Source organism: Morganella sp. B601 (genome assembly GCF_051172335.1).
Taxonomy (GTDB): Bacteria; Pseudomonadota; Gammaproteobacteria; order Enterobacterales; family Enterobacteriaceae; genus Morganella; species Morganella morganii.
Map to the genome: position 1 here is coordinate 110,371 of NZ_JBPIZE010000007.1, position 19,754 is coordinate 130,124.

The window sequence follows — 19,754 nt, forward strand, 5'->3', positions numbered from 1 at the left end:
AGTTACCGGGCTTTGTGTTTGCTGTGTGTAATCTTTCTTATCGGGTGGCAATATTAATAAAGATTTGCGCACCGATCAGCAGGCAATCGTCATCAACAAAATACGGATTGGCATGCAGATAGTTATTAATTCCTTTGGCTTTGTTACCGCTGCCGAGGAAATACATGGCACCTAATTTATCTTTGGTGGCATTAATCATATAGCTGAAATCTTCACTGCCGGTCATCGGTTTACCGTTTGAGTCAATATTTTCAGCCGGTAAGAAGGCGGCTGCCGCGTTTTTAATGACTTCCGCTGCCTGCGGATGGTTAATTACGGCCGGGTAACCGCAGGCTTCCAGTGTGGTTTTAAACCCACCGGCTTCACTGCGGGCAACGATCTCTTTAAAGCTGGCTTTTAAGATTTTATCGGTTTCTTCATCCATAGAACGGATGGTACCGCGTGCCTGCACATAATCAGCCAGCGCATTCGGAATGGTACCGCCGTTGATCATACCGCAGCCGAAAACAGCCGGGCTGAAAGGATCAGTTTTCTTGGCGACGATATAATCCATGTAATCAATGATACGGGTGGCTTCGCGGATAGCATCCAGCCCTTTGTGCGGCGTGGAGCCGTGCGCGGAAACACCGTGTACGTCCAGCGTCCAGGCGGAGCCGTAAGAGGACATCACACCTGCATTAAAACGGATGCAGCCGGTTTCAATCGCAGCGTCGTTGTGCAGCCCGTAGACTTCATCCACGCCGTCCATGCAGCCCATTTCCACCATTTTATCCGCACCCGGCACACGCATATCTTCTTCCGCCATCTGGAAGACAAAACGGACATTGTGTGTCAGTTCATCGCGGTGTTCGCTGAGGTATTTTGCCGCAGTCAGCGCGATGGTCATATGGGTGTCGTGACCACAGTTGTGGGCGCAGCCTTCGTGTACGGAGCTGTGCTCGTTGCAGGTCATGTCCGGCATTTCCAGGCCGTCGATGTCGGTGCGGTAAGCAATCAGGCGGTATGCCGGATTAACGGTCAGTTCAGCGGTAAAGCCGGTATATCCCTCAAACTGACGGATGGTGTAGCCGAAGCTTTCCATCAGCTCGCGGCAGTATTTTGAGGTTTTATATTCTTCACCGGACAGCTCAGGGATTTTATGTAAATCCTGGCGCGTTTTCTTGCTGAACGCCTCAAGCGCAAAGAGTTTTTCACTGACATTGTATTTATTGGTCATTACATTTACCCCGTAACTGAAACCGGTTTGTGTGCTGATAAAGAATCCCTGATGTAAGCGCGGGTATGACCGGAAACCGGTCATACCACAGCGCCGGCGCAACATGAGTACATTTTATTTTTACGAAAAAAAGTCTGCCTTCCGGAACCGGCGGGTTTCTGTCAGCAGCTGTTTTCGTTATTATTTGCAGGAAGGATTTTAACGTCAGTATTAAAAAAGTGAGCGTGACGGAGATCGTGTTTATATCATATCAGTATTTCATGGTGCATGAATAATAAGGATGATATCGGTAAAAAATAATATCACCGTGATAAAGTTATATTATTTTATTTATAAATATCAATGTGTTATATAAGATCTGATTTCCCGGTTTTTTATGTTTATTCTGTGTGAAATATAAATTCGTCACCCGAAACAACAATAATATTAATATTATTAAACAGAAATTAAGAAAAGTGTATTTATATATCCTTGCAGCCATTTTTGTATTATTCCGCCGGATCTCCGGCAATATCCTGAATTAGTGCTGAAAATTTCCCTTATTACTGGTGGTTTTATCTGCGGCGAGCCCGGGCTACACTGAAATGACAGGATAAACACACAGAGCAGGCTGGTATTGTTCTGTGCGGCATCTTATTGCGAATCAGATTTATCACCAGTATGAGGGAAGATTTACGATGAAGCAGACTGTAGCGGGTTATATCGCAAAAATGTTGGCGGATGCAGGAATCAACCGTATCTGGGGTGTCACCGGAGACTCACTGAACGGGTTAAGTGACAGCTTACGTAAACTGGGCAGCATTGAATGGATGGGCACCCGGCATGAGGAAGTGGCCGCGTTTGCCGCCGGGGCGGAGGCCCATCTGACCGGTAAACTGGCGGTGTGCGCCGGTTCCTGCGGGCCGGGTAACCTCCACTTAATCAACGGATTATTTGATTGTCAGCGCAACCGCGTGCCGGTGCTGGCAATTGCCGCACATATTCCTTCCGGCGAAATCGGCAGCCATTACTTCCAGGAAACCCATCCGCAGGAGCTGTTCCGTGAGTGCAGCGTCTATTGTGAGCTGGTTTCCAATCCGGAGCAGATCCAGCAGGTGCTGGGTATTGCCATGCGCAAGGCGATTCTGGAGCGCGGCGTGGCCGTGGTGGTCATTCCGGGGGATGTGGCATTAAGACCGGCACCGGAATCGGCCCGCAATGTCTGGTATGAGCCGTCTCTGCCGCTGGTGATGCCGCAGCGGGATGAGCTGGTGAAACTGGCGGATGCCCTTAACGGCGCGAAAAACATCACACTGATGTGCGGAGCCGGATGTGCCGGGGCACATGATGAAGTTATCAAACTGGCGGAAACCCTGAAAGCACCGGTGGTGCATGCACTGCGCGGAAAAGAGCATATTGAGTATGATAACCCGTACAGCGTCGGGATGACCGGGCTTATCGGTTTCTCCTCCGGATATTATGCGATGGAAAATGCGGATACCCTGGTGCTGCTCGGTACGCACTTCCCGTACCGCGCGTTTTATCCGGCCAAAGCAAAAATTATTCAGGTGGATATCAACCCGGGCAGCCTCGGCGCGCACTGCGCGGTGGATATGGCGGTTATCGGGGATATCAAAGCCACACTCAACGCTATTCAGCCGCGCTTACAGGCCAAAGAGGATCGCACCCATCTGGATGCGGCGCTGAAACACTATCAGACCGCCCGCAGTGACCTCGATGCACTGGCAACCGCCAGCAAACGGGAACTGATCCACCCGCAGTATCTGGTGAAGAAAATCAGTGAGCTGGCGGATGATGATACGGTATTCACCTGTGATGTGGGCACCCCGACGGTCTGGGCGGCGCGTTATCTCACCATGAACGGCAAACGGCGGCTGATTGGCTCCTTTAACCACGGCTCGATGGCGAATGCTATGGCGCAGGCTATCGGTGCTCAGGCGCATGACCGTAAACGCCAGGTGGTGGCGATGTGCGGTGACGGCGGGTTCAGTATGCTGATGGGGGATTTCATTTCCCTGGCGCAGATGCAGCTGCCGGTGAAAATCGTCATCTTTAACAACAGCGTGCTGGGCTTTGTGGCGATGGAGATGAAAGCGGGCGGTTATCTGACTGACGGCACCGATCTTCACAATCCGGATTTTGCCGCGATGGCCAATGCCATGGGGATCAAAGGGATCCGTGTTGAAGACAGCGAGTCACTGGATGATGCACTGAAAACCGCATTTGCCCATGACGGCCCGGTTCTGGTGGATGTGGTGACGGCCAAACAGGAACTGGCCATGCCGCCGGAAATTAAGTTTGAGCAGGCCAAAGGCTTCAGTCTGTATATGCTGCGCGCGATTATCAACGGGCGCGGTGATGAGATTGTGGAGCTGGCGAAAACCAACTGGCTGCGCTGAGTCAGCAGAGAGAAAAAATGCCGCATTTGCGGCATTTTTTTGTTCAGTACCCGGCGGCGGACTCCAGCCGCCACAGGTGGGCGGCCATCAGGGCCCGCCACGGAGCGAAATCCGCCAGCCATTCCTGCGTTTCATCCGCCGTTATTTTTTCATCCCGCGCCAGCAGGCGCTGCAGATTACGCCGCACCGCAACATCTCCGTGCAGTGAGCCGTTCAGATAGTTAAAGCCGCGCAGCAGGGCATAGCTGACCGTCCAGGTGCCGATACCTTTAATCGCCGTCAGTGAGGCGGAAACCGCGTCGGCATTCTCCGGTGTGACCACATCCGGCAGCACCAGCGCTCCGCTTTCCAGTTGCTCACTCAGTGCCAGCAGGGCATTGGCTTTACCGACAGAAAAACCGCAGCTGCGCAGCCCGTCAAAGTCGGTCTGTAAAATATGTGCCGCATCCGGGTAGCACCACAGCCCGGAGGAGTGGCGCAGGCCGATATGCTGAATCAGGCGGCGGCGGATGGAAATCGCGGCCTGAACACTGATTTGCTGCCCGATAATCGCCCAGTTAATGGCTTCAAACGGTGTGGCGGATTGGTAGATCCGCAGCCCTTTCTGTTGCCGGATAAGGGGACCGGCCAGCGGGTGATTATGATACTGTGTCTCGAACTCCTCAACCGGCTGGATCAGACCGAGCATATGCCGGGCAAGATAATGCATACGGGCTTCGTCTTCCGGCAGGGGGCCGGGACCGTCAGTACTGAGGGTGACACGTGCTTCTCCTGAACTGATTTCCAGCGTCAGTAACGCAGGATGGCTGTGCAGGCAAATCCCTTTCATCACCCGGTTTTCCGTGACCTCTTCGGCCACATGGTGATTATCACGTAAATGAAATGCGAGAAAATCCGCTGTATGATAGGGCTCAGGTAACGGAACAGTAATCGTTAACTTTTTGTTATTATTCAACTTTTCATACCTCAGAACAGGGCGGGCAATTGACCGGATTATAGCCGTTTTTGCTCCCGGACGTACGATTTTGGTCAAAATGTATATTTACAGAATAATAGGTGGATTATTCTGAATGAACTCCGCATACAAAATGTGGTACTTATACGTATGAACAAATGAGTTTAATTTCAGCATATTCATTTTTTGCCGTTGTCCGTTTTGCATAACCGGGACAAAAGCGGAGGTTATTGTTACCACAATGAATATAATTGACGCCCGAAGTTCTCATGTTCCCCGGAAGGAGCGTTAAGCCGGAAATTATTACAGTACAGCAGCACAACTCAGAGCGGATAAAGGCATTACCGATGGATATAAAACAATATTACCTTGAGGTTGCGGAAGGTAAAGGTAAGAGGATGACGTCGGAGGTAGTGGCATTCTCTCCCTCGCGGCTCAACCTGGCAGAGTTAGAAGAGCGTCTGGCATCACAAACCTTTTTCACACAGGGTGATATTGAATACGCGGAACATGATGAGAACAGCTTTTATTACACCTGTCATTACGGTGATGAAGAACTGCTGTTTCTGGTGTCACTGGCACCGCGGGCTCCGGAACTGGAAATCAATCCTTACTATTCAACCGATCCGCTGTCAGCCGGACTGCTGGCCGAAGTCAACCAGACTGAGCAGGACATTTATGTTGAATGCCTTTTACAGAATGACGTGCTGCGAAGTTACCGGTATCAGCTGAAGATGGTACAGATTCTGGTGCCGGATTTATTACTGGGTATCGATATCTCGGCAGCCGGGCGCGGTTTTACCCGTGAGTGGCTCAATTTTCAGCTGGAAAACGACGTGCAGCTGAACATTGAATCTCTGTATACCATTCATGCAATCTATGACACGGAAAATTCCCCGCCGACCATGTACTGGTTCCACACACACGGCCTGCTGCGCTGCGGGATCCCGGAAGTGGAACTGCTGCTGCCGCATACCATTAATGCGTACTACGGCATTCCTGATCTGCTGCGCAGTTTTATCGGGCAGAGTCTTAATGAAGGTAAAGTGCTGTTTAATGAGCCAATGCTGTGCGGCCAGACGGAAAAACAGCTGGAATATATTGTGGCGCTGCCGTATCAGGAAGGGATCCGCCAGATCAACAAAAATACCCCGATCGACCAGCTGAAACCTCTCGAAGAGATCGATTACTCTCACGATAATATGCCGGAAAATGAATTTCTCGGCGATCGCGGAGATCGCGACGATCAGCATGACCATCCGTCCTGTATGCTGTTCCGTGTAAACGAGAGTTCGCCGGTGTTACAGACATTTTTCCGTGGTTTCGACGACGATGCCGCCATTATGTTTTACCGCCCGAACAGTGAAACCTATGAAATGGCGGTAAAAGCCCGCCTGCGCTGGCACTATTTTGCCCAGATGTTTGCGGAATACGGGCAGCCGGTGGTCAAAACGAAAAAAGGTCTGCTCGGCGGATTATTCGGTAAAAAAGCCCGTGATGAAGAGGATGAGCATCCGTGGGTGTTTATGGTCAAATGCGGCATTCCGTACGGGGATGAGGATGACCTGGAGCACATGTGGTTTATCCCGGAAACACTGGATAATGACGTGTTTACCGGCAAACTGATCAACCAGCCGTTTTATGTTGAAGAGATGGAAGAGGGCGGTGTGTATCCTCTGAATACAGAGATGCTGACTGACTGGAATATCTATTTTTCCGGTGAGAAATATACCCCGGATACCATTTATCAGCTGCTCAGCCCGTCACAGGTTCACTGAGAACAGACGGTCCCGGAAAAAGCGCTGAAATGAAGGCGCTTTTTTTGTGCCTGCGATTTTGTGCAGTAACCCACGTTATTAATACATACTGAATTATATCGTTGCTGCTTTTTTTTTGTTCCGGCTATAATCAATGATCATCTGTTCCGGCTGGTTATATATCCTGTAAAAACAATATATTATCTTATAATCTGTTATGCATTATCTGTCATGGAGTGCATTATGCCTGATTTGACGTCATTGCTCGGATTTGCTCTGGTTGCACTGGGAATGGTATTAACGCCCGGCCCTAATATGATTTATCTGATCTCCCGTTCCCTCTGTCAGGGAAGGCGGGCCGGATATATTTCTCTTGCCGGTGTCGGCCTGGCATTTATTTTTTATATGCTCAGTGCGGCATTTGGTATCACAGCACTCTTTTTTGCTGTTCCTTACGCCTATGACGCTCTGCGTATCGCGGGAGCATTATATTTGCTCTGGCTGGCGTGGCAGTCGGTCAGACCGGGCGGACGCTCTGCATTTTCGGTGCGGGATTTACCGGAAGATAAGCCGAAAAAACTGTTCACCATGGGGTTTCTGACCAGCCTGGCGAACCCGAAAGTGGCGGTGATGTATTTATCGCTGCTGCCGCAGTTTATTGTGCCGGGGCATGGCAGTGTGCTGGTGCAGTCTCTGGCGCTCGGAACAATACAAATTATGATCAGTCTGACAGTTAACGGACTGATTATTCTGATGGCGGGTTCGGTGGCTGTCTTTATGACGGGGCGCCCGTTCTGGCAAGTGGTGCAGCGCTGGCTGATGGGGACTGTACTGGCCGGGCTGGCTGTCCGGATGGCGCTGGAATCCCGGCGCTGATGCGATAAAAAAACAGACCGGCTTTGTGAGCCGGTCTGTTTCGTTTCCGTTATTGCTCTTCCCGGCGGAGCCACTGCTCCACCTGCAGTTGTTCTTCCTGTGTGAGCCACATTCCCAGTTTGGTTCTGCGCCAGAGCGCATCTTCTGCGGTGATCACCCACTCGTGCTGTACCAGATAGCGCAGCTCGGCTTCATACAGGTTATGGCCGAATAACTGCCCGAGGTCGCTGAGGGATTGCGCATCTCCGATAATTTTTTCTGTCTGACTGCCGTAGGTGCGGGCCAGGCGCAGTGTCAGTCCGTTCGGCAGCCATGACCAGCGTTCTGTCAGCACACGGGCATAGCCGTCACGGCTCCGGCCGTTCAGTTCACCACCGGTCAGTACCGCCTGTTTTGTCCATGCTTTCCCGGCGTGCGGATAGTAGGCCGCCAGTTTATCCAGCGCGTGTTCACCCAGCTTGCGGTAAGTGGTGAGTTTGCCGCCGAAGACTGATAACAGCGGCGCCTGTCCGTTGTCATCATGCAAATCAAGCGTGTAATCGCGGGTGATCGCCTGCGGCGAGTCCGATTCATCATCACACAGCGGACGCACGCCGGAGTATGTCCAGCGGATATCGTCGCGGGTCAGGGTTTTACGGAAGTGGTCGTTATACACATCCAGCAGATAATTAATTTCGTTATCATCGATTTTAACGTCTGCCGGATCGCCGTGATATTCCACATCGGTCGTGCCGATAATCGAAAATTCATCCATCCACGGGATAACAAACACAATGCGGTGATCTTCATTTTGCAGGATATAGGCCTGCGGCTCGTCGTGAGCGCGCGGTACCACAATATGGCTGCCTTTGATAAGACGGATACCATAAGGGGATTTGAGCTGTAATCCGTCATCAAAGAAGGTTTTTACCCACGGTCCGGCGGCGTTGACCAGCCCTTTTGCCTGCCAGCGCAGGGTTTCGCCGGTCAGGGCATTTTCCGCTTCCACCTGCCATAAACCGTTTTCGCGCCATGCGCGGGTGACTTTTGTCCGTGTGCGGACTTCGCCGCCCTGACGTACGACTTCCTGTGCATTCAGCACCACCAGGCGGGCATCGTCCACCCAGCAGTCGGAATATTCAAAGCCTTTTTTAAACTCTGCTTTCAGCGGGGAGGCAGTGCTGAAAGTCAGGCCGCGGCTGCCCGGCAGTGTGGTGCGTTTACCTAGATGGTCATACAGAAACAGCCCCGCGCGGATCATCCACGCCGGGCGCAGGTGCGGCTGATGCGGCAGACGGAAACGCATCGGGAAGGCGATATGCGGCGCCATTTTTAATAATACTTCGCGTTCAGCCAGTGCTTCGCTCACCAAACGAAACTCATAATGTTCGAGATAGCGCAATCCGCCGTGGATCAGTTTTGAGCTGGCCGATGAGGTGGCACAGGCGAGATCCCGTGCTTCCAGCATCAGCACAGACAGCCCGCGTCCGGCTGCATCAGCGGCAATACCTGCACCGTTGATTCCGCCCCCGATAACGATCAAATCTTTCGTTTCCATCCTCACTCCCGCATGACCACATTTGTTCTTTAATGTTCGTTATCGCTCATAATAGTGCAATGTGAACGATATTCCAACATTCCGGACATAAAAAAACGTTCTCCGTGACACGGATAACAATTTGTTATCATATCCATATAAAGAGTGATGAATTACGGCAGAGGGAAAAGAGGGGAAAGCCGCGCCACCGGGCGGTGGCACGGGCAGAGATAATCAGCAGACTTCGAGCTGCACCTGTTGTTCGTCCAGGATTTTGATAATGCTTTCCGGCGGGCGTTTGTCGGTAAACAGGCAATCAATCAGCCCCATATTACCGAGGTTGACCATGGCGTTGCGGCCGAATTTGGAGTGATCGGTCACGAGCATCACACAGCGGGAGTTTTCAATAATTGCCCGTTTGGTGCGGACTTCGTGATAATCAAATTCCAGCAGGGAGCCGTCAGTATCAATACCGCTGATCCCGAGAATCCCGAAATCCAGACGGAACTGAGAGATAAAATCGAGCGTGGCCTCACCGACAATGCCGCCGTCACGGGAACGGACTTCACCACCGGCCAGGATCAGCCGGAAATCATCTTTTGCCATCAGCAGGGTGGCGACATTGAGGTTATTGGTGACGATGCGCAGATTCTTATGTTCCAGCAGTTCATGCGCGACCGCTTCCGGTGTGGTGCCGATATCGATAAACAGTGTGGCACCGTCCGGGATCAGCGCCGCGACACGGCGGGCAATCCGGCGTTTTTCATCCGACCACATGCTTTTACGCTCATGATAGGCGGCATTCACCGAACTGGACGGCTGTGCCGCCCCGCCGTGGTGACGGTGGATTTTATTCTGCTCCGCCAGTTCATTGAGGTCACGGCGGATGGTCTGCGGACTGACCTTAAAGTGCTCGACCAGCTCTTCTGTGCTGACATAGCCCTGTTTACTGACTAACTCAACGATAGCATCATGACGCTGTGTTTGTTTCACAAAATCCCCCGGTCAGGTCAGTACCGCGCATATTCAGGTCTGTGCCGTGATATGCGGCGGTGATGTCATATTTTCATTATTATTCAGGCCGTCCGGCGGCGGTTATCCCATACCGCCATCAGCAGGCCGGTCGCGAGACCGGATGCATGGGCCATGTTTGCAATCGGCATTGTACCAAATAAATCAAAGTAACCGATAACCAGCCATAATACCGAAAATACCATCATGGCGGCGGGCAGATAAATACCGGCGGACGGATTGCGCGCGCCGGTGTACCAGACATAAGCGATCAGCGCGAAAACCACGCCGGACAGGCCGCCGAAGGATGAGCCGCTGAAAAAGGATTGCGACCAGCAACTGACCAGAGCAGAAATCAGGGTGATCACCAGCAGCCGTCCGCTGCCGAGCTGTTTTTCCACCTGACCGCCGAGATACCACCACAGCGCCAGGTTCATCAGAATATGGGTCAGGCCGAAATGCAGGAACACCGGGCTTACCCACCGCCACAGTTCACCCTGCTGGTCAGGCTGCGGCCAGGCCAGATAGTCCATCACTGCGTCAGTACCGCTTATCTGCATCCACAGAAAAACCAGTGCGCACAGTACGGTGATGGTGATGGTCAGCGGTCCGGCCGGGGTCACCAGGTTACTGAAGGCATGAGAGGCCGGATAGCGGAACGGGGAATCGGTTTCACCGGATTCCCAGCTGGCGGCGAGATAGCGTTTGTTCATCGGATCACGCATAAAGGTTTCCAGCTCAGCCTGTGTCTGTGCCAGCTTGCTTTCGTCGTCGAGCCACAATTCCGCACCGCGCCCTTCGCGGGTGGCACGCATAGTGAGCTCAATATCCCGCGCGGCCATATAATCAATAAATGACTGGGCAATCCGCGGGTTGGCGATGGTGATCAGATAAACCATATAGCTGTCCGTTGTTAAGCAAGTGACCTGACTGTGTCCGGGTAATTGCGCAGCCAGGCCTCAAAGCCGCCGTTGATGCTGTATACCGTTTCATAGCCGACATTAAGCAGATACTGGGCCGCGCCCTGACTGCTGTGCCCATGGTAACACATGACCATAACCGGCTGATCATAATCTGTCTGATCCATGAAGGTATTCACGGTGTCGTTTGTCAGGTGAAATGCGCCGTCAGTGTGACCGGCCCGGAAGCTTTGCGGATCACGGATATCAACCAGGACAGCCCCGTTCTGCTGCCAGAGTTCATACGCCGTATCCGGTGTGATTAAGCGGATTTGTTCCATAATGATTTTTCGTATGCAGGTGAATATCAGCGGTGACAGAGCACCGCCGGAAACCTGCCCGGCGGATAACCGGGCAGTGTATTATCACGGCCGTGCGATATCCGGCCGGTACAGCACTGTCAGCAGACAGCGCTGTCAGTAATAAGAGTGTTCGCCGCGCTGATGTTCAGTCAGGTCTTTAACGCCTTTCAGTTCACCGGCAAACATATTCAGTAACTCTTTTTCGATCCCTTCTTTCAGGGTGACATCCACCATGGAGCAGCCGTTACAGCCGCCGCCGAACTGGAGGATGGCATAGCCTTCGTCCGTGATTTCCATCAGGGAAACACGGCCGCCGTGCCCGGCCAGCTGCGGGTTGATCTGAGATTGCAGAACATACTCGACACGCTCGATCAGCGGGGCATCATCCGCCACTTTACGCATTTTGGCGTTCGGGGCTTTTAAGGTGAGCTGAGAGCCGAGCTGATCGGTCACGAAGTCGATCACGGCTTCGTCAAGGAACGGCGCGCTCAGTTCATCAACATAAGCGGTCAGCTGCTCAAACGGCAGCGCGGTATCGGTCGCTTCCACAGCATCAGGCGGACAATAAGAGACTCCGCATTCCGCATTGGGAGTGCCCGGGTTAATAACAAAAACACGGATTTGTGTGCCGGGTTCCTGGTTGGCAAGCAGTTTGGAAAAATGTGCCTGCGCAGCGTCAGTAATAGTAATCATAACATTGCCCAAAAATAGTTGACTGTTCCGGTTGGTTATAATACGCCCATTTGCGGGTTCACTACAAGGTGCGGCAAAGGCACCACACCCGGACTGCCGCCGCACCCGCACGAATGAGCAATTCAGACAGCGCTGTCATAGTCGCCCCTGTTGTGATGACATCATCGGTCAGCGCAATATGCAGTCCGCGGACATCACGGGTGACGGCAAATGCAGAGGACAGGTTTGTCAGGCGCTGCGTGCGGGACAGCATCCGCTGGCTCAGTGTAGCACGGGTGCGGATAAGGCCGGAACTGTCATAAGGGCAGCGCAGCCATTTTGCCAGCGGGCGGATGATAAGATCACTCTGATTAAACCCGCGCCGCCATTGCCGGTAACGGTAAAGCGGGACGCTGAGCAGCAGATCCGGCTTCGGACACTCTCCCGCGCGGTAATCCGCCAGCACCCGGCGCAGCAGCAGCCGTGCCAGTGCACGGGCAATGTGGGTCTGTCCGCTGTATTTGAGGCGGTGAACCAGGGCCGCCAGCGGCGGCTGATAGCCGGTCACGGCCAGCAGGCTCTGCCACGGCGGCGGGGATTGCAGACAGCGGCCGCATTCCGGCTCCGGTGTCACCAGCGGCAGGCCGCAGCGCCGGCAGACCGGCGGCATATCCGGCAGCCCCCGCTCGCAGAATCCGCAGATACCGTGTGCGGCAATTGCCAGCGGCTGATTGCACAGCAGGCAGTAATTCTCAATAATAACCATCCGTCTTCCCTCCGGATAAATAAGGAAACAATAACGATGGCAACGCTTTTTTGGCAGCAGAGCGGACAGGGTTCGCGCGATCTTGTGCTGTTACACGGCTGGGGACTGAACAGCGAAGTATGGAACAGCATTGAATTGCGGCTCGCACCGCATTTCCGTATTCATAAGGTTGACTTACCGGGTTACGGGCGTAGTCAGGAATTCGGAGAGATGTCACTGACGGAGATGTCGGATACCGTTTTCGCGCAGATGCCGGAAAATGCGGTGCTGGCGGGCTGGTCACTGGGCGGGCTGGTGGCTGCGGATATTGCACTGCGTTACCCGCAGGCGGTGAGTCATCTGGTGACAATCTGTTCTTCACCCTGTTTTGGTGCACAGGAAGAGGAAGGGTGGCCGGGGATTAAACCGACGGTACTGAGCGGCTTTCAGCATCAGCTGGCGACGGATTTTCAGCGCACTGTCGAGCGTTTTCTGGCACTGCAGACACTGGGAACCGCAAGTGCGCGCCAGGATGCCCGCATACTGAAATCAGTGGTGCTGGAACAGCCGATGCCGGATGTGGCGGTACTGAATGCCGGGCTGGAGATTCTGAGAACCGCCGATCTGCGCAGCGGACTGCCGTCTCTGACAATGCCGTTCCTGCGGATCTACGGTTATCTCGACGGCCTGGTGCCGCGTAAAGTCGCGTCACTGCTGGATGAGCAACTGCCGTCCTCACCGTCTGTTGTTATGCGCAACAGCGCCCATGCACCGTTTATTTCACATCCGGATGAGTTTTGTGAGGTACTGACGGGGTTTGCAGGCCGGTAATCAGAAAAAAGCCGGTCAGTTTAATAACTAACCGGCTTTTGCCGAATTCTGATTCAGATGAAGGATTCAGCTGCGGCCTTCAGCTTTACGCTGTGCCAGGCGTGCTTTAAGTGATGCGGCGCTGAAGACTTTGCCCTCAGAAGAGCCTGATGTTTTAACGGCGACTCCCGGTGTTGTATTGGCTGTCTGATTCATTCGGTGTCTTCCTTTGGCGGCCTGATTGTTTTTTGCACTATAACGCGGAGCAGAATTATCGTCAAAAATAATCGTTATGAATGAATCTGATACACCTTTGTGTCACAGCCCTGACTTTCGGGGCACTGTTTGCAACTGCTGCTCAGGCAGCTGCTGACATCCACCGCTTCAATTTTTCCCATGGCAGCCAGTTTTTCCATGATGGCCCGGACCAGGGCTTCCGGGGCATTCAACTGGTGGCTGAGCAGCCGGGCATCTGCCCGGCCGTTCAGTGCAATGGCGTCACGTACTGCGATCAGGCTGATCATGTCCGTGTCCTTTTATCAGTGACACTCGTTGCCGGAGCAGCCGCCACAGCGGCTGTGTGCATCACGGCGGAAGCTGAGATTCACCCGGCTGCGTGTGCGGCGCAGCAGTGCAAACAGGATCAGGTTGAAAATCACCACTACAGCGATAATCACTGAACTGCTGCCCGGATGGGCACTGAATGTGGCGGCCTGGTAGAACAGGGCGGCCAGTGAGTAAGCCACGTTCAGACCCCACAGGATGGAGAAGGTCATCCAGCCGCGGCTGGTTTCACGGGCGATAGCCCCCATCACGGAGACACACGGTACATACAGCAGCACAAAGATCAGATAGCTGTAAGCAGCAACATCAGAGCCGAATTTCGCGGCCATCGTGCCCATGGTACCGCCGTCCATCTCGCCGTCGCCTTTGCTGGCTTCAATCGGGTTGGATAATGCCGCGAACGTGAAGGTTTCCGCCAAGGAATCCAGGGTTTCATTTACCGCATCACCCAGTTCTCCCCATAAATCAAAGGATTCCGGATCAAACGGTTCGTTGGTGATACTTTCAGCGGTGTAGAGGGTATTCAGTGTCCCGACCACCACTTCTTTCGCCATCGCACCGGTGATCAGGCCGACAGTCGCCTGCCAGTTATCATTGGTGACACCAATCGGGCTGAGCAGCGGAGTGACCACTTTACTGACTGAGGCCAGTGCAGAATCATTAATGCTGTCCGCCGGTTTACCGGAGAAACTGAAGCTGTTCAGTGCACCGATCACCATACTGGCGACAATAATCACTTTACCCGCACGCACCACAAAGCCTTTCAGGCGCTGCCAGGTCTGCATAAACAGGGTTTTCATGTGCGGTACGTGATACACCGGCAGTTCCATCACAAACGGTGATGCTTCGCCGCGCATAATGGTGTGTTTGAGCAGCAGACCGGTGAGGATAGCCACCACAATCCCGAGGATATACAGGGAGAACACGATGCTCGCGCCGTTTTTGCCGAAGAAGGCAGCAGCGAAAACTGCGAAGATAGCCAGGCGCGCGCCGCAGGACATAAACGGTGCCATCAGGACGGTGATAAGACGTTCACGCGGGGCATCCAGGGTTCTGGCACCCATAATGGACGGTACGTTACAGCCGAAACCGACAATCAGCGGCACGAAGGATTTACCCGGCAGTCCGAGCGCCTGCATCAGTCTGTCCATCACGAACGCGGCACGGGCCATATAACCGGAGTCTTCCAGGAAAGAGAGGAACAGATACATCATCCCGATCTGCGGCACCAGCGGCAGCACGGTGTTGATACCGCCGCCGACCCCCTGGGCGAGGAATATGGTCAGCCAGTCCGGGAAGCCGAGGGTCATCCCCAGCCATTGTGTCCCGTTAATGAAAATAGCTTCCGAACCGCCTTCAAACAGCGGCTGCAATGCCCCGCCGATATTGATGGCGAGCACGAACATCAGGTACATCACAAACAGGAATACCGGTACACCCAGCCAGCGGTTGAGGACAATTCTGTCCATCGCGGCGGTCAGTTTATTCGGCTCGGAATGGCTGTTATCAATGGTTGTTTCGCAGATATCCGCGATGGTCTGATAACGGGCATCCGCAATCACCAGTTCCGGCTCTTCCTGCTGCTGTGCCTGCATCGCGTCACGGACAGACTGCACATGCTCCGGGGTAAAACCGGCGCGTGCCTGGCTGTAGATATCCCCTTCCAGGCTTTGCAGTGCCAGCCAGCGGCGCTGTGTGGCGCTGAACTCTTCCGCAGGAATCGACTGTGCGAGAGTGTTCATACTGTCGAGCAGAGCCGCCGGATAGTTCACCAGTACTTCATGCGGTGTCATTGTGTGTTTGTCGATCGCGGCTTTCAGCTCACAGATACCGGACGCGCGGGTGGAAACCAGCGGGATCACCGGGCAGCCGAGGCGCTCTGACAGTGCTTTAACATCAATATTGATATTCGCTTTATCGGCGATATCCAGCATATTGAGGGCAATAATGCAGGGAACACCCAGTTCCAGCAGCTGCAGCGTCAGATACAGGTTACGCTCGAGATTGGATGCGTCGACGACGTTAATCAGCATGTCCGCTTCACCGCTGAGGATAAAGTGGCAGGCAATCTGTTCGTCTAAGGATGTCTGTTCAGAGATGGTGGTCAGTGAATAGGTGCCGGGTAAATCCACCAGCTCAATTTTGTGTTCCGGCGTGGTGAAGTAACCGATTTTCCGTTCCACGGTCACACCGGCCCAGTTGCCGACGCGTTGTTTGGATCCGGTTAACTGGTTAAACAGCGTGGTCTTCCCTGAATTGGGATTACCGATGAGTCCCAGGGTGAGTGCTTTCATAGTGTCGTATGCCAATCAATAAATACAAACCCCTCTGCCGGCGGCAGAGGGAAAAGAGTGAGTCAGCGCGGGATGTGAGGCGGATTACGCCTGCACGTCATCAAGCATCAGCAGCGCCAGGTCTTTTTTTCTGAGCATCAGGTTGACGTGCCGGGTTTCGATTTGGATCGGATCGCCCAGCGGAGCGCTGCGGATCACCCGGAAAACAGAGCCGGGCAGCATGCCCAGAGACAATAATTTCTGACGGTATGCCGGGCTGATTTGCCCGGAAAAGCCCAGAATTTTATAACTGTGTTGTGGCTGAAGTGTCATAAAGGCTCCGGTTAACCATGCAAACAGGAATGATATTGCAAATGATTATCGCATGAACAGTTTGGCAGAAAAATATCCCTTACAAATTTAATTGATACTGTAAATGCAAATCATAACCAACAATATTTTACCTATTTAGCCCGAAAATTAACCAGCAAAGTTTGATGTACATCAAGATATCCGGTGTATAAAACAATTGAGAGCAGATATTTCACGTATTGATTTACGTTAATAACAATTTTTACGACTGGTTAACGCAATACGCGACTAACAGGAGAGGAATGTACGGGCAGCCGGAGCTGCCGCGTACATGATAACAGGGGGAATTACTTACGCTTACCGAATGCCGCGGCGAGGGCATCACCCATCGCACTGTTACCGGCAGAGGTGTCATTATTACCGTTACGGGCCGGGCGGCTGTTCTGGCGTTTTTCCGCCCGTGGTTTATCGCTGCTGCCGCCACCACGGCGGGCTGCCGTTTCCGGCTCTTCATCCATCCGCATGGTCAGCGCGATACGCTTACGGGCGATATCCACATCCAGCACTTTGACACTGACGATATCCCCGGCTTTGACCACGGTATGCGGATCTTCCACATAGCGGTTGGCCAGCGAGGAGATATGCACCAGTCCGTCCTGATGAACACCGATATCGACAAAAGCACCGAAATTGGTGACGTTGGTGACCGCACCTTCCAGAACCATGCCCGGACGTAAATCATTCATGGTCTCAATACCATCGGCAAAGGTAGCGGTTTTAAACTCCGGACGCGGGTCACGGCCGGGTTTTTGCAGCTCTTTGAGGATGTCGGAAACGGTCGGCACACCGAATTGTTCAGTGACAAAATCCTGTGCTTTCAGGTTGCGCAGCACATCACTGTTACCCATCAGGTCACTGAGGGTTTTCTGTGTGGCCTGCAGGATTTTTTCCACCACCGGATAGGCTTCCGGGTGAACGGTGGAGGCATCCAGCGCATTTTTACCGCCGGCAATACGCAGGAACCCGGCACACTGTTCAAAGGCTTTCGGACCGAGACGCGCGACTTTCAGCAGCTGTTTGCGATCCGCAAAACGGCCGTTTTCATCACGCCAGTCAACAATATTCTGTGCGATCACTTTGCTCAGCCCGGCAACGCGGGTCAGCAGGGCAACAGACGCGGTATTGAGGTCAACACCGACGGCGTTTACGCAGTCTTCCACTACCGCATCCAGTTTACGGGCAAGCTGCGTCTGGCTGACATCATGCTGATACTGGCCGACTCCGATGGATTTCGGGTCGATTTTCACCAGTTCGGCCAGCGGATCCTGTAACCGGCGAGCGATAGAAACAGCACCGCGCAGTGAAACATCCAGGTCCGGAAATTCTGCCGCTGCCAGTTCTGACGCGGAGTAAACGGAGGCGCCGGCTTCGCTGACAATCACTTTCTGGGCTTTGATATCCGGGAACTGCTTCTGCACATCGGCAAAGAAACGTTCAGTTTCACGGGATGCCGTCCCGTTACCGATCGCCACCAGCTCCACATGGTATTTCAGGCAGAGCGCCGCGACGGACGCCGCTGCTTTGGCGGTCTGGCCGGTGTGCGGATAAATGGTGTCGGTGGCCAGCACTTTACCGGTGGCATCGACCACCGCGACTTTCACCCCGGTACGCAGACCCGGATCCAGCCCCATCGTGGCACGCATCCCGGCCGGTGCCGCCATCAGCAGATCACTGAGGTTGCGGGCGAAGACATTAATTGCCTCATCTTCTGCTTTCTCGCGCAGCGCGGCCATCAGCTCGGTTTCCAGGTGCAGCAGCACCTTGACCCGCCATGTCCAGCTCACCACCGCTTTGCGCCAGCTGTCCGCCGGGGCATTGTTAAAGCGGACGCCGAGGTAATCGCGGATTAATTCTTCGCAATAGCTCTCTTTCGGCGGCTCCTCACACTGCGGGTCAGCATTGAGGGAGAGTTGCAGAATTCCTTCATTACGGCCGCGGAACATCGCCAGGGCGCGGTGTGACGGGACATTGGCAATCGGTTCATGGTGATCGAAATAATCACTGAATTTCGCGCCTTCCGCTTCTTTTCCGCTGATCACAACGGAAACCAGATGCGCATTGCGCCACAGATAATCACGGACTTTCCCCAGCAGACCGGCATCTTCCGCGAAACGCTCCATCAGGATGTAGCGGGCGCCGTCGAGGGCGGCTTTGGTGTCGGCAACCCCTTTTTCGCTGTCAGTATAGGTGGCGGCGAGGGTTTCCGGATCCTGTGACGGATCCTGCCACAGGGTGTCTGCCAGCGGCTCCAGACCGGCTTCCGCCGCAATCTGTCCGCGTGTACGGCGCTTGGGCTTGTAAGGCAGGTAGAGGTCTTCCAGCTCCGTTTTGCTGAGCGTGCCGTTAATCGCTCCCGCCAGTTCAGGGGTCAGTTTGCCTTGTTCCTCAATGGATTTGAGGATGGCCCGGCGGCGGTCGTTCAGTTCGCGCAGGTAGCTGAGACGGGTTTCCAGCTGACGCAGCTGAGTATCATCCAGGCCGCCGGTGACTTCTTTCCGGTAGCGGGCGATAAAAGGGACGGTATTTCCCTCATCCAGCAGGGTAATCGCGGCGGTGACCTGGCGGGTTTGCGCATTCAGTTCACCGGCAATAATCTGGCTCAGAGATTCATTCATCATGATATTCTTTCCGGCTGCGATAAATTGACGTAAAAAAATTTCAGGGGACAGTTATACGTGTTCAAAACGGGAATTACCAGCCGATATAAAGTAATATAAATGAATTATGCATAGCTGTTATCTTTCAGAAAATGCATTTAGTATTACAATTTATTTAAATAATTTATTTTTTGTTTAGGTAACATATGGCAAAAAGTAACCTGATTACCCGTGAAGGATGGGATGCGCTGGATCAGGAGTTAAAATATCTCTGGAAAACAGAACGTCCGCAGGTCACTCAGGCAGTGTCAGAAGCCGCTGCACAGGGGGATCGCTCGGAAAACGCCGAGTATATATACGGAAAGAAACGTCTGCGTGAAATAGACAGACGCGTCCGGTTTCTTTCAAAACGTCTGGATAACTTAAAGATAGTCGAGCCGGATCCCCGCCAGGAAGGAAAAGTATTTTTCGGGGCGTGGGTGGAACTGGAAAATGATGATGAAGAAATTCAGACTTTTCGCATCGTCGGATCCGATGAATTTTCCCCGGCAAAGAAATGGATTTCTGTTGATTCCCCTGTGGCCCGGGCATTAATCGGAAAACAGGCGGATGATGAAGTAACGGTAATAACACCTGACGGTGAAGTGAATTATGTCATTTTGTCTATCCGCTATCAGCCGATTGCTGAATAGGCACAATTAATCTGAAGAGTTGCATGAAAAAATGAACC

The 19,754-nt window shown here is 53.3% G+C and carries 19 protein-coding genes; 6 read left to right on the plus strand and 13 right to left on the minus strand.

Features of this window, described 5'->3' with window-relative positions; genetic code table 11:
• Positions 1-37: 37 nt before the first annotated feature.
• Entirely contained in the window at positions 38-1,216 is a 1,179-nt protein-coding gene (locus ACSBQN_RS16740; RefSeq protein ID WP_024474722.1) for a M20 metallopeptidase family protein, read from the minus strand.
• Between the two features lie 677 nt (positions 1,217-1,893).
• Between ACSBQN_RS16740 and poxB the strand changes: the two genes are divergently transcribed.
• Positions 1,894-3,615, plus strand: a complete 1,722-nt coding sequence (gene poxB, locus ACSBQN_RS16745) for a ubiquinone-dependent pyruvate dehydrogenase (protein WP_024474723.1) — start codon at positions 1,894-1,896, stop codon at positions 3,613-3,615.
• A 43-nt stretch (positions 3,616-3,658) separates the two neighbouring features.
• On the opposite strand, the gene ACSBQN_RS16750 is transcribed toward poxB, so the two are convergent.
• Positions 3,659-4,570, minus strand: coding sequence for a DNA-3-methyladenine glycosylase family protein (locus tag ACSBQN_RS16750; protein WP_024474724.1), 912 nt, complete (start codon positions 4,568-4,570; stop codon positions 3,659-3,661).
• A 347-nt stretch (positions 4,571-4,917) separates the two neighbouring features.
• Here ACSBQN_RS16750 and ACSBQN_RS16755 point away from each other — a divergent pair, with 347 nt between their 5' ends.
• Together ACSBQN_RS16755 and ACSBQN_RS16760 are read left to right on the plus strand one after the other, a co-directional pair.
• Positions 4,918-6,348, plus strand: a complete 1,431-nt coding sequence (locus ACSBQN_RS16755) for a DUF4026 domain-containing protein (RefSeq protein ID WP_354633083.1) — start codon at positions 4,918-4,920, stop codon at positions 6,346-6,348.
• Between the two features lie 222 nt (positions 6,349-6,570).
• The gene (locus tag ACSBQN_RS16760; RefSeq protein ID WP_024474726.1) at positions 6,571-7,203 is read left to right on the plus strand and encodes a LysE family translocator; all 633 of its coding nucleotides are present in this window, start codon (positions 6,571-6,573) and stop codon (positions 7,201-7,203) included.
• A 49-nt stretch (positions 7,204-7,252) separates the two neighbouring features.
• Here ACSBQN_RS16760 and glpD read toward each other — a convergent pair whose 3' ends face one another.
• From glpD to glpE, 4 genes are all read right to left on the minus strand, one after another.
• Entirely contained in the window at positions 7,253-8,740 is a 1,488-nt protein-coding gene (glpD, locus tag ACSBQN_RS16765) for a glycerol-3-phosphate dehydrogenase (RefSeq protein ID WP_024474727.1), read from the minus strand.
• A gap of 213 nt (positions 8,741-8,953) precedes the next feature.
• Complete coding sequence (locus ACSBQN_RS16770) at positions 8,954-9,712, minus strand: DeoR/GlpR family transcriptional regulator (protein WP_004904672.1); 759 nt, start codon at positions 9,710-9,712, stop codon at positions 8,954-8,956.
• 83 nt (positions 9,713-9,795) lie between these two features.
• Positions 9,796-10,629 (minus strand): rhomboid family intramembrane serine protease GlpG, encoded by an 834-nt coding sequence (gene glpG / locus ACSBQN_RS16775; protein WP_024474728.1) that lies wholly within the window; start codon positions 10,627-10,629, stop codon positions 9,796-9,798.
• A gap of 14 nt (positions 10,630-10,643) precedes the next feature.
• The gene (glpE, locus tag ACSBQN_RS16780; protein ID WP_024474729.1) at positions 10,644-10,970 is read right to left on the minus strand and encodes a thiosulfate sulfurtransferase GlpE; all 327 of its coding nucleotides are present in this window, start codon (positions 10,968-10,970) and stop codon (positions 10,644-10,646) included.
• Between the two features lies 1 nt (position 10,971).
• Between glpE and ACSBQN_RS16785 the strand changes: the two genes are divergently transcribed.
• Positions 10,972-11,112, plus strand: coding sequence for a hypothetical protein (locus tag ACSBQN_RS16785; RefSeq protein WP_158001781.1), 141 nt, complete (start codon positions 10,972-10,974; stop codon positions 11,110-11,112).
• Here the strand turns inward: ACSBQN_RS16785 and nfuA are convergent.
• Both nfuA and ACSBQN_RS16795 read right to left on the minus strand, forming a co-directional pair.
• On the minus strand, positions 11,106-11,684 hold the full coding sequence (nfuA, locus tag ACSBQN_RS16790) for a Fe-S biogenesis protein NfuA (RefSeq protein WP_004237958.1): 579 nt from the start codon (positions 11,682-11,684) through the stop codon (positions 11,106-11,108). The two genes, ACSBQN_RS16785 and nfuA, sit on opposite strands and share 7 nt — an antisense overlap.
• Positions 11,685-11,745: 61 nt before the next feature.
• The gene (locus ACSBQN_RS16795) at positions 11,746-12,429 is read right to left on the minus strand and encodes a double zinc ribbon domain-containing protein (protein WP_024474730.1); all 684 of its coding nucleotides are present in this window, start codon (positions 12,427-12,429) and stop codon (positions 11,746-11,748) included.
• Positions 12,430-12,465: 36 nt separating this feature from the next.
• On the opposite strand from ACSBQN_RS16795, the gene bioH reads away from it, so the two are divergent.
• Positions 12,466-13,239, plus strand: a complete 774-nt coding sequence (bioH, locus tag ACSBQN_RS16800; RefSeq protein ID WP_024474731.1) for a pimeloyl-ACP methyl ester esterase BioH — start codon at positions 12,466-12,468, stop codon at positions 13,237-13,239.
• A gap of 66 nt (positions 13,240-13,305) precedes the next feature.
• On the opposite strand, the gene ACSBQN_RS16805 is transcribed toward bioH, so the two are convergent.
• The 5 genes from ACSBQN_RS16805 to ACSBQN_RS16825 form a co-directional block, all read right to left on the minus strand.
• A complete protein-coding gene (locus ACSBQN_RS16805; RefSeq protein ID WP_262875648.1) occupies positions 13,306-13,434 on the minus strand; it encodes a hypothetical protein in 129 nt (42 codons plus the stop codon).
• A gap of 74 nt (positions 13,435-13,508) precedes the next feature.
• A complete protein-coding gene (locus ACSBQN_RS16810; protein WP_024474732.1) occupies positions 13,509-13,742 on the minus strand; it encodes a FeoC-like transcriptional regulator in 234 nt (77 codons plus the stop codon).
• A gap of 15 nt (positions 13,743-13,757) precedes the next feature.
• A complete protein-coding gene (gene feoB, locus ACSBQN_RS16815; protein ID WP_024474733.1) occupies positions 13,758-16,076 on the minus strand; it encodes a Fe(2+) transporter permease subunit FeoB in 2,319 nt (772 codons plus the stop codon).
• A gap of 84 nt (positions 16,077-16,160) precedes the next feature.
• The gene (gene feoA, locus ACSBQN_RS16820; RefSeq protein ID WP_004237966.1) at positions 16,161-16,388 is read right to left on the minus strand and encodes a ferrous iron transporter A; all 228 of its coding nucleotides are present in this window, start codon (positions 16,386-16,388) and stop codon (positions 16,161-16,163) included.
• A 326-nt stretch (positions 16,389-16,714) separates the two neighbouring features.
• Positions 16,715-19,045 (minus strand): Tex family protein, encoded by a 2,331-nt coding sequence (locus ACSBQN_RS16825; RefSeq protein WP_201893669.1) that lies wholly within the window; start codon positions 19,043-19,045, stop codon positions 16,715-16,717.
• A gap of 185 nt (positions 19,046-19,230) precedes the next feature.
• Between ACSBQN_RS16825 and greB the strand changes: the two genes are divergently transcribed.
• Entirely contained in the window at positions 19,231-19,716 is a 486-nt protein-coding gene (gene greB / locus ACSBQN_RS16830) for a transcription elongation factor GreB (protein ID WP_024474735.1), read from the plus strand.
• Positions 19,717-19,754 lie beyond the last annotated feature (38 nt).

What these genes read in the sequence shown, in the direction of transcription:
- ACSBQN_RS16825 (WP_201893669.1), bottom strand. Translation starts at nt 19,045, where the DNA reads ATGATGAATGAATCTCTGAGCCAGATTATTGCCGGTGAACTGAATGCG.
- ACSBQN_RS16740 (WP_024474722.1), bottom strand. Translation starts at nt 1,216, where the DNA reads ATGACCAATAAATACAATGTCAGTGAAAAACTCTTTGCGCTTGAGGCG.
- greB (WP_024474735.1), top strand. Translation starts at nt 19,231, where the DNA reads ATGGCAAAAAGTAACCTGATTACCCGTGAAGGATGGGATGCGCTGGAT.
- ACSBQN_RS16805 (WP_262875648.1), bottom strand. Translation starts at nt 13,434, where the DNA reads ATGAATCAGACAGCCAATACAACACCGGGAGTCGCCGTTAAAACATCA.
- ACSBQN_RS16785 (WP_158001781.1), top strand. Translation starts at nt 10,972, where the DNA reads ATGATTTTTCGTATGCAGGTGAATATCAGCGGTGACAGAGCACCGCCG.
- feoA (WP_004237966.1), bottom strand. Translation starts at nt 16,388, where the DNA reads ATGACACTTCAGCCACAACACAGTTATAAAATTCTGGGCTTTTCCGGG.
- ACSBQN_RS16755 (WP_354633083.1), top strand. Translation starts at nt 4,918, where the DNA reads ATGGATATAAAACAATATTACCTTGAGGTTGCGGAAGGTAAAGGTAAG.
- ACSBQN_RS16810 (WP_024474732.1), bottom strand. Translation starts at nt 13,742, where the DNA reads ATGATCAGCCTGATCGCAGTACGTGACGCCATTGCACTGAACGGCCGG.
- nfuA (WP_004237958.1), bottom strand. Translation starts at nt 11,684, where the DNA reads ATGATTACTATTACTGACGCTGCGCAGGCACATTTTTCCAAACTGCTT.
- bioH (WP_024474731.1), top strand. Translation starts at nt 12,466, where the DNA reads ATGGCAACGCTTTTTTGGCAGCAGAGCGGACAGGGTTCGCGCGATCTT.
- ACSBQN_RS16795 (WP_024474730.1), bottom strand. Translation starts at nt 12,429, where the DNA reads ATGGTTATTATTGAGAATTACTGCCTGCTGTGCAATCAGCCGCTGGCA.
- feoB (WP_024474733.1), bottom strand. Translation starts at nt 16,076, where the DNA reads ATGAAAGCACTCACCCTGGGACTCATCGGTAATCCCAATTCAGGGAAG.
- glpD (WP_024474727.1), bottom strand. Translation starts at nt 8,740, where the DNA reads ATGGAAACGAAAGATTTGATCGTTATCGGGGGCGGAATCAACGGTGCA.
- glpG (WP_024474728.1), bottom strand. Translation starts at nt 10,629, where the DNA reads ATGGTTTATCTGATCACCATCGCCAACCCGCGGATTGCCCAGTCATTT.
- ACSBQN_RS16760 (WP_024474726.1), top strand. Translation starts at nt 6,571, where the DNA reads ATGCCTGATTTGACGTCATTGCTCGGATTTGCTCTGGTTGCACTGGGA.
- poxB (WP_024474723.1), top strand. Translation starts at nt 1,894, where the DNA reads ATGAAGCAGACTGTAGCGGGTTATATCGCAAAAATGTTGGCGGATGCA.
- glpE (WP_024474729.1), bottom strand. Translation starts at nt 10,970, where the DNA reads ATGGAACAAATCCGCTTAATCACACCGGATACGGCGTATGAACTCTGG.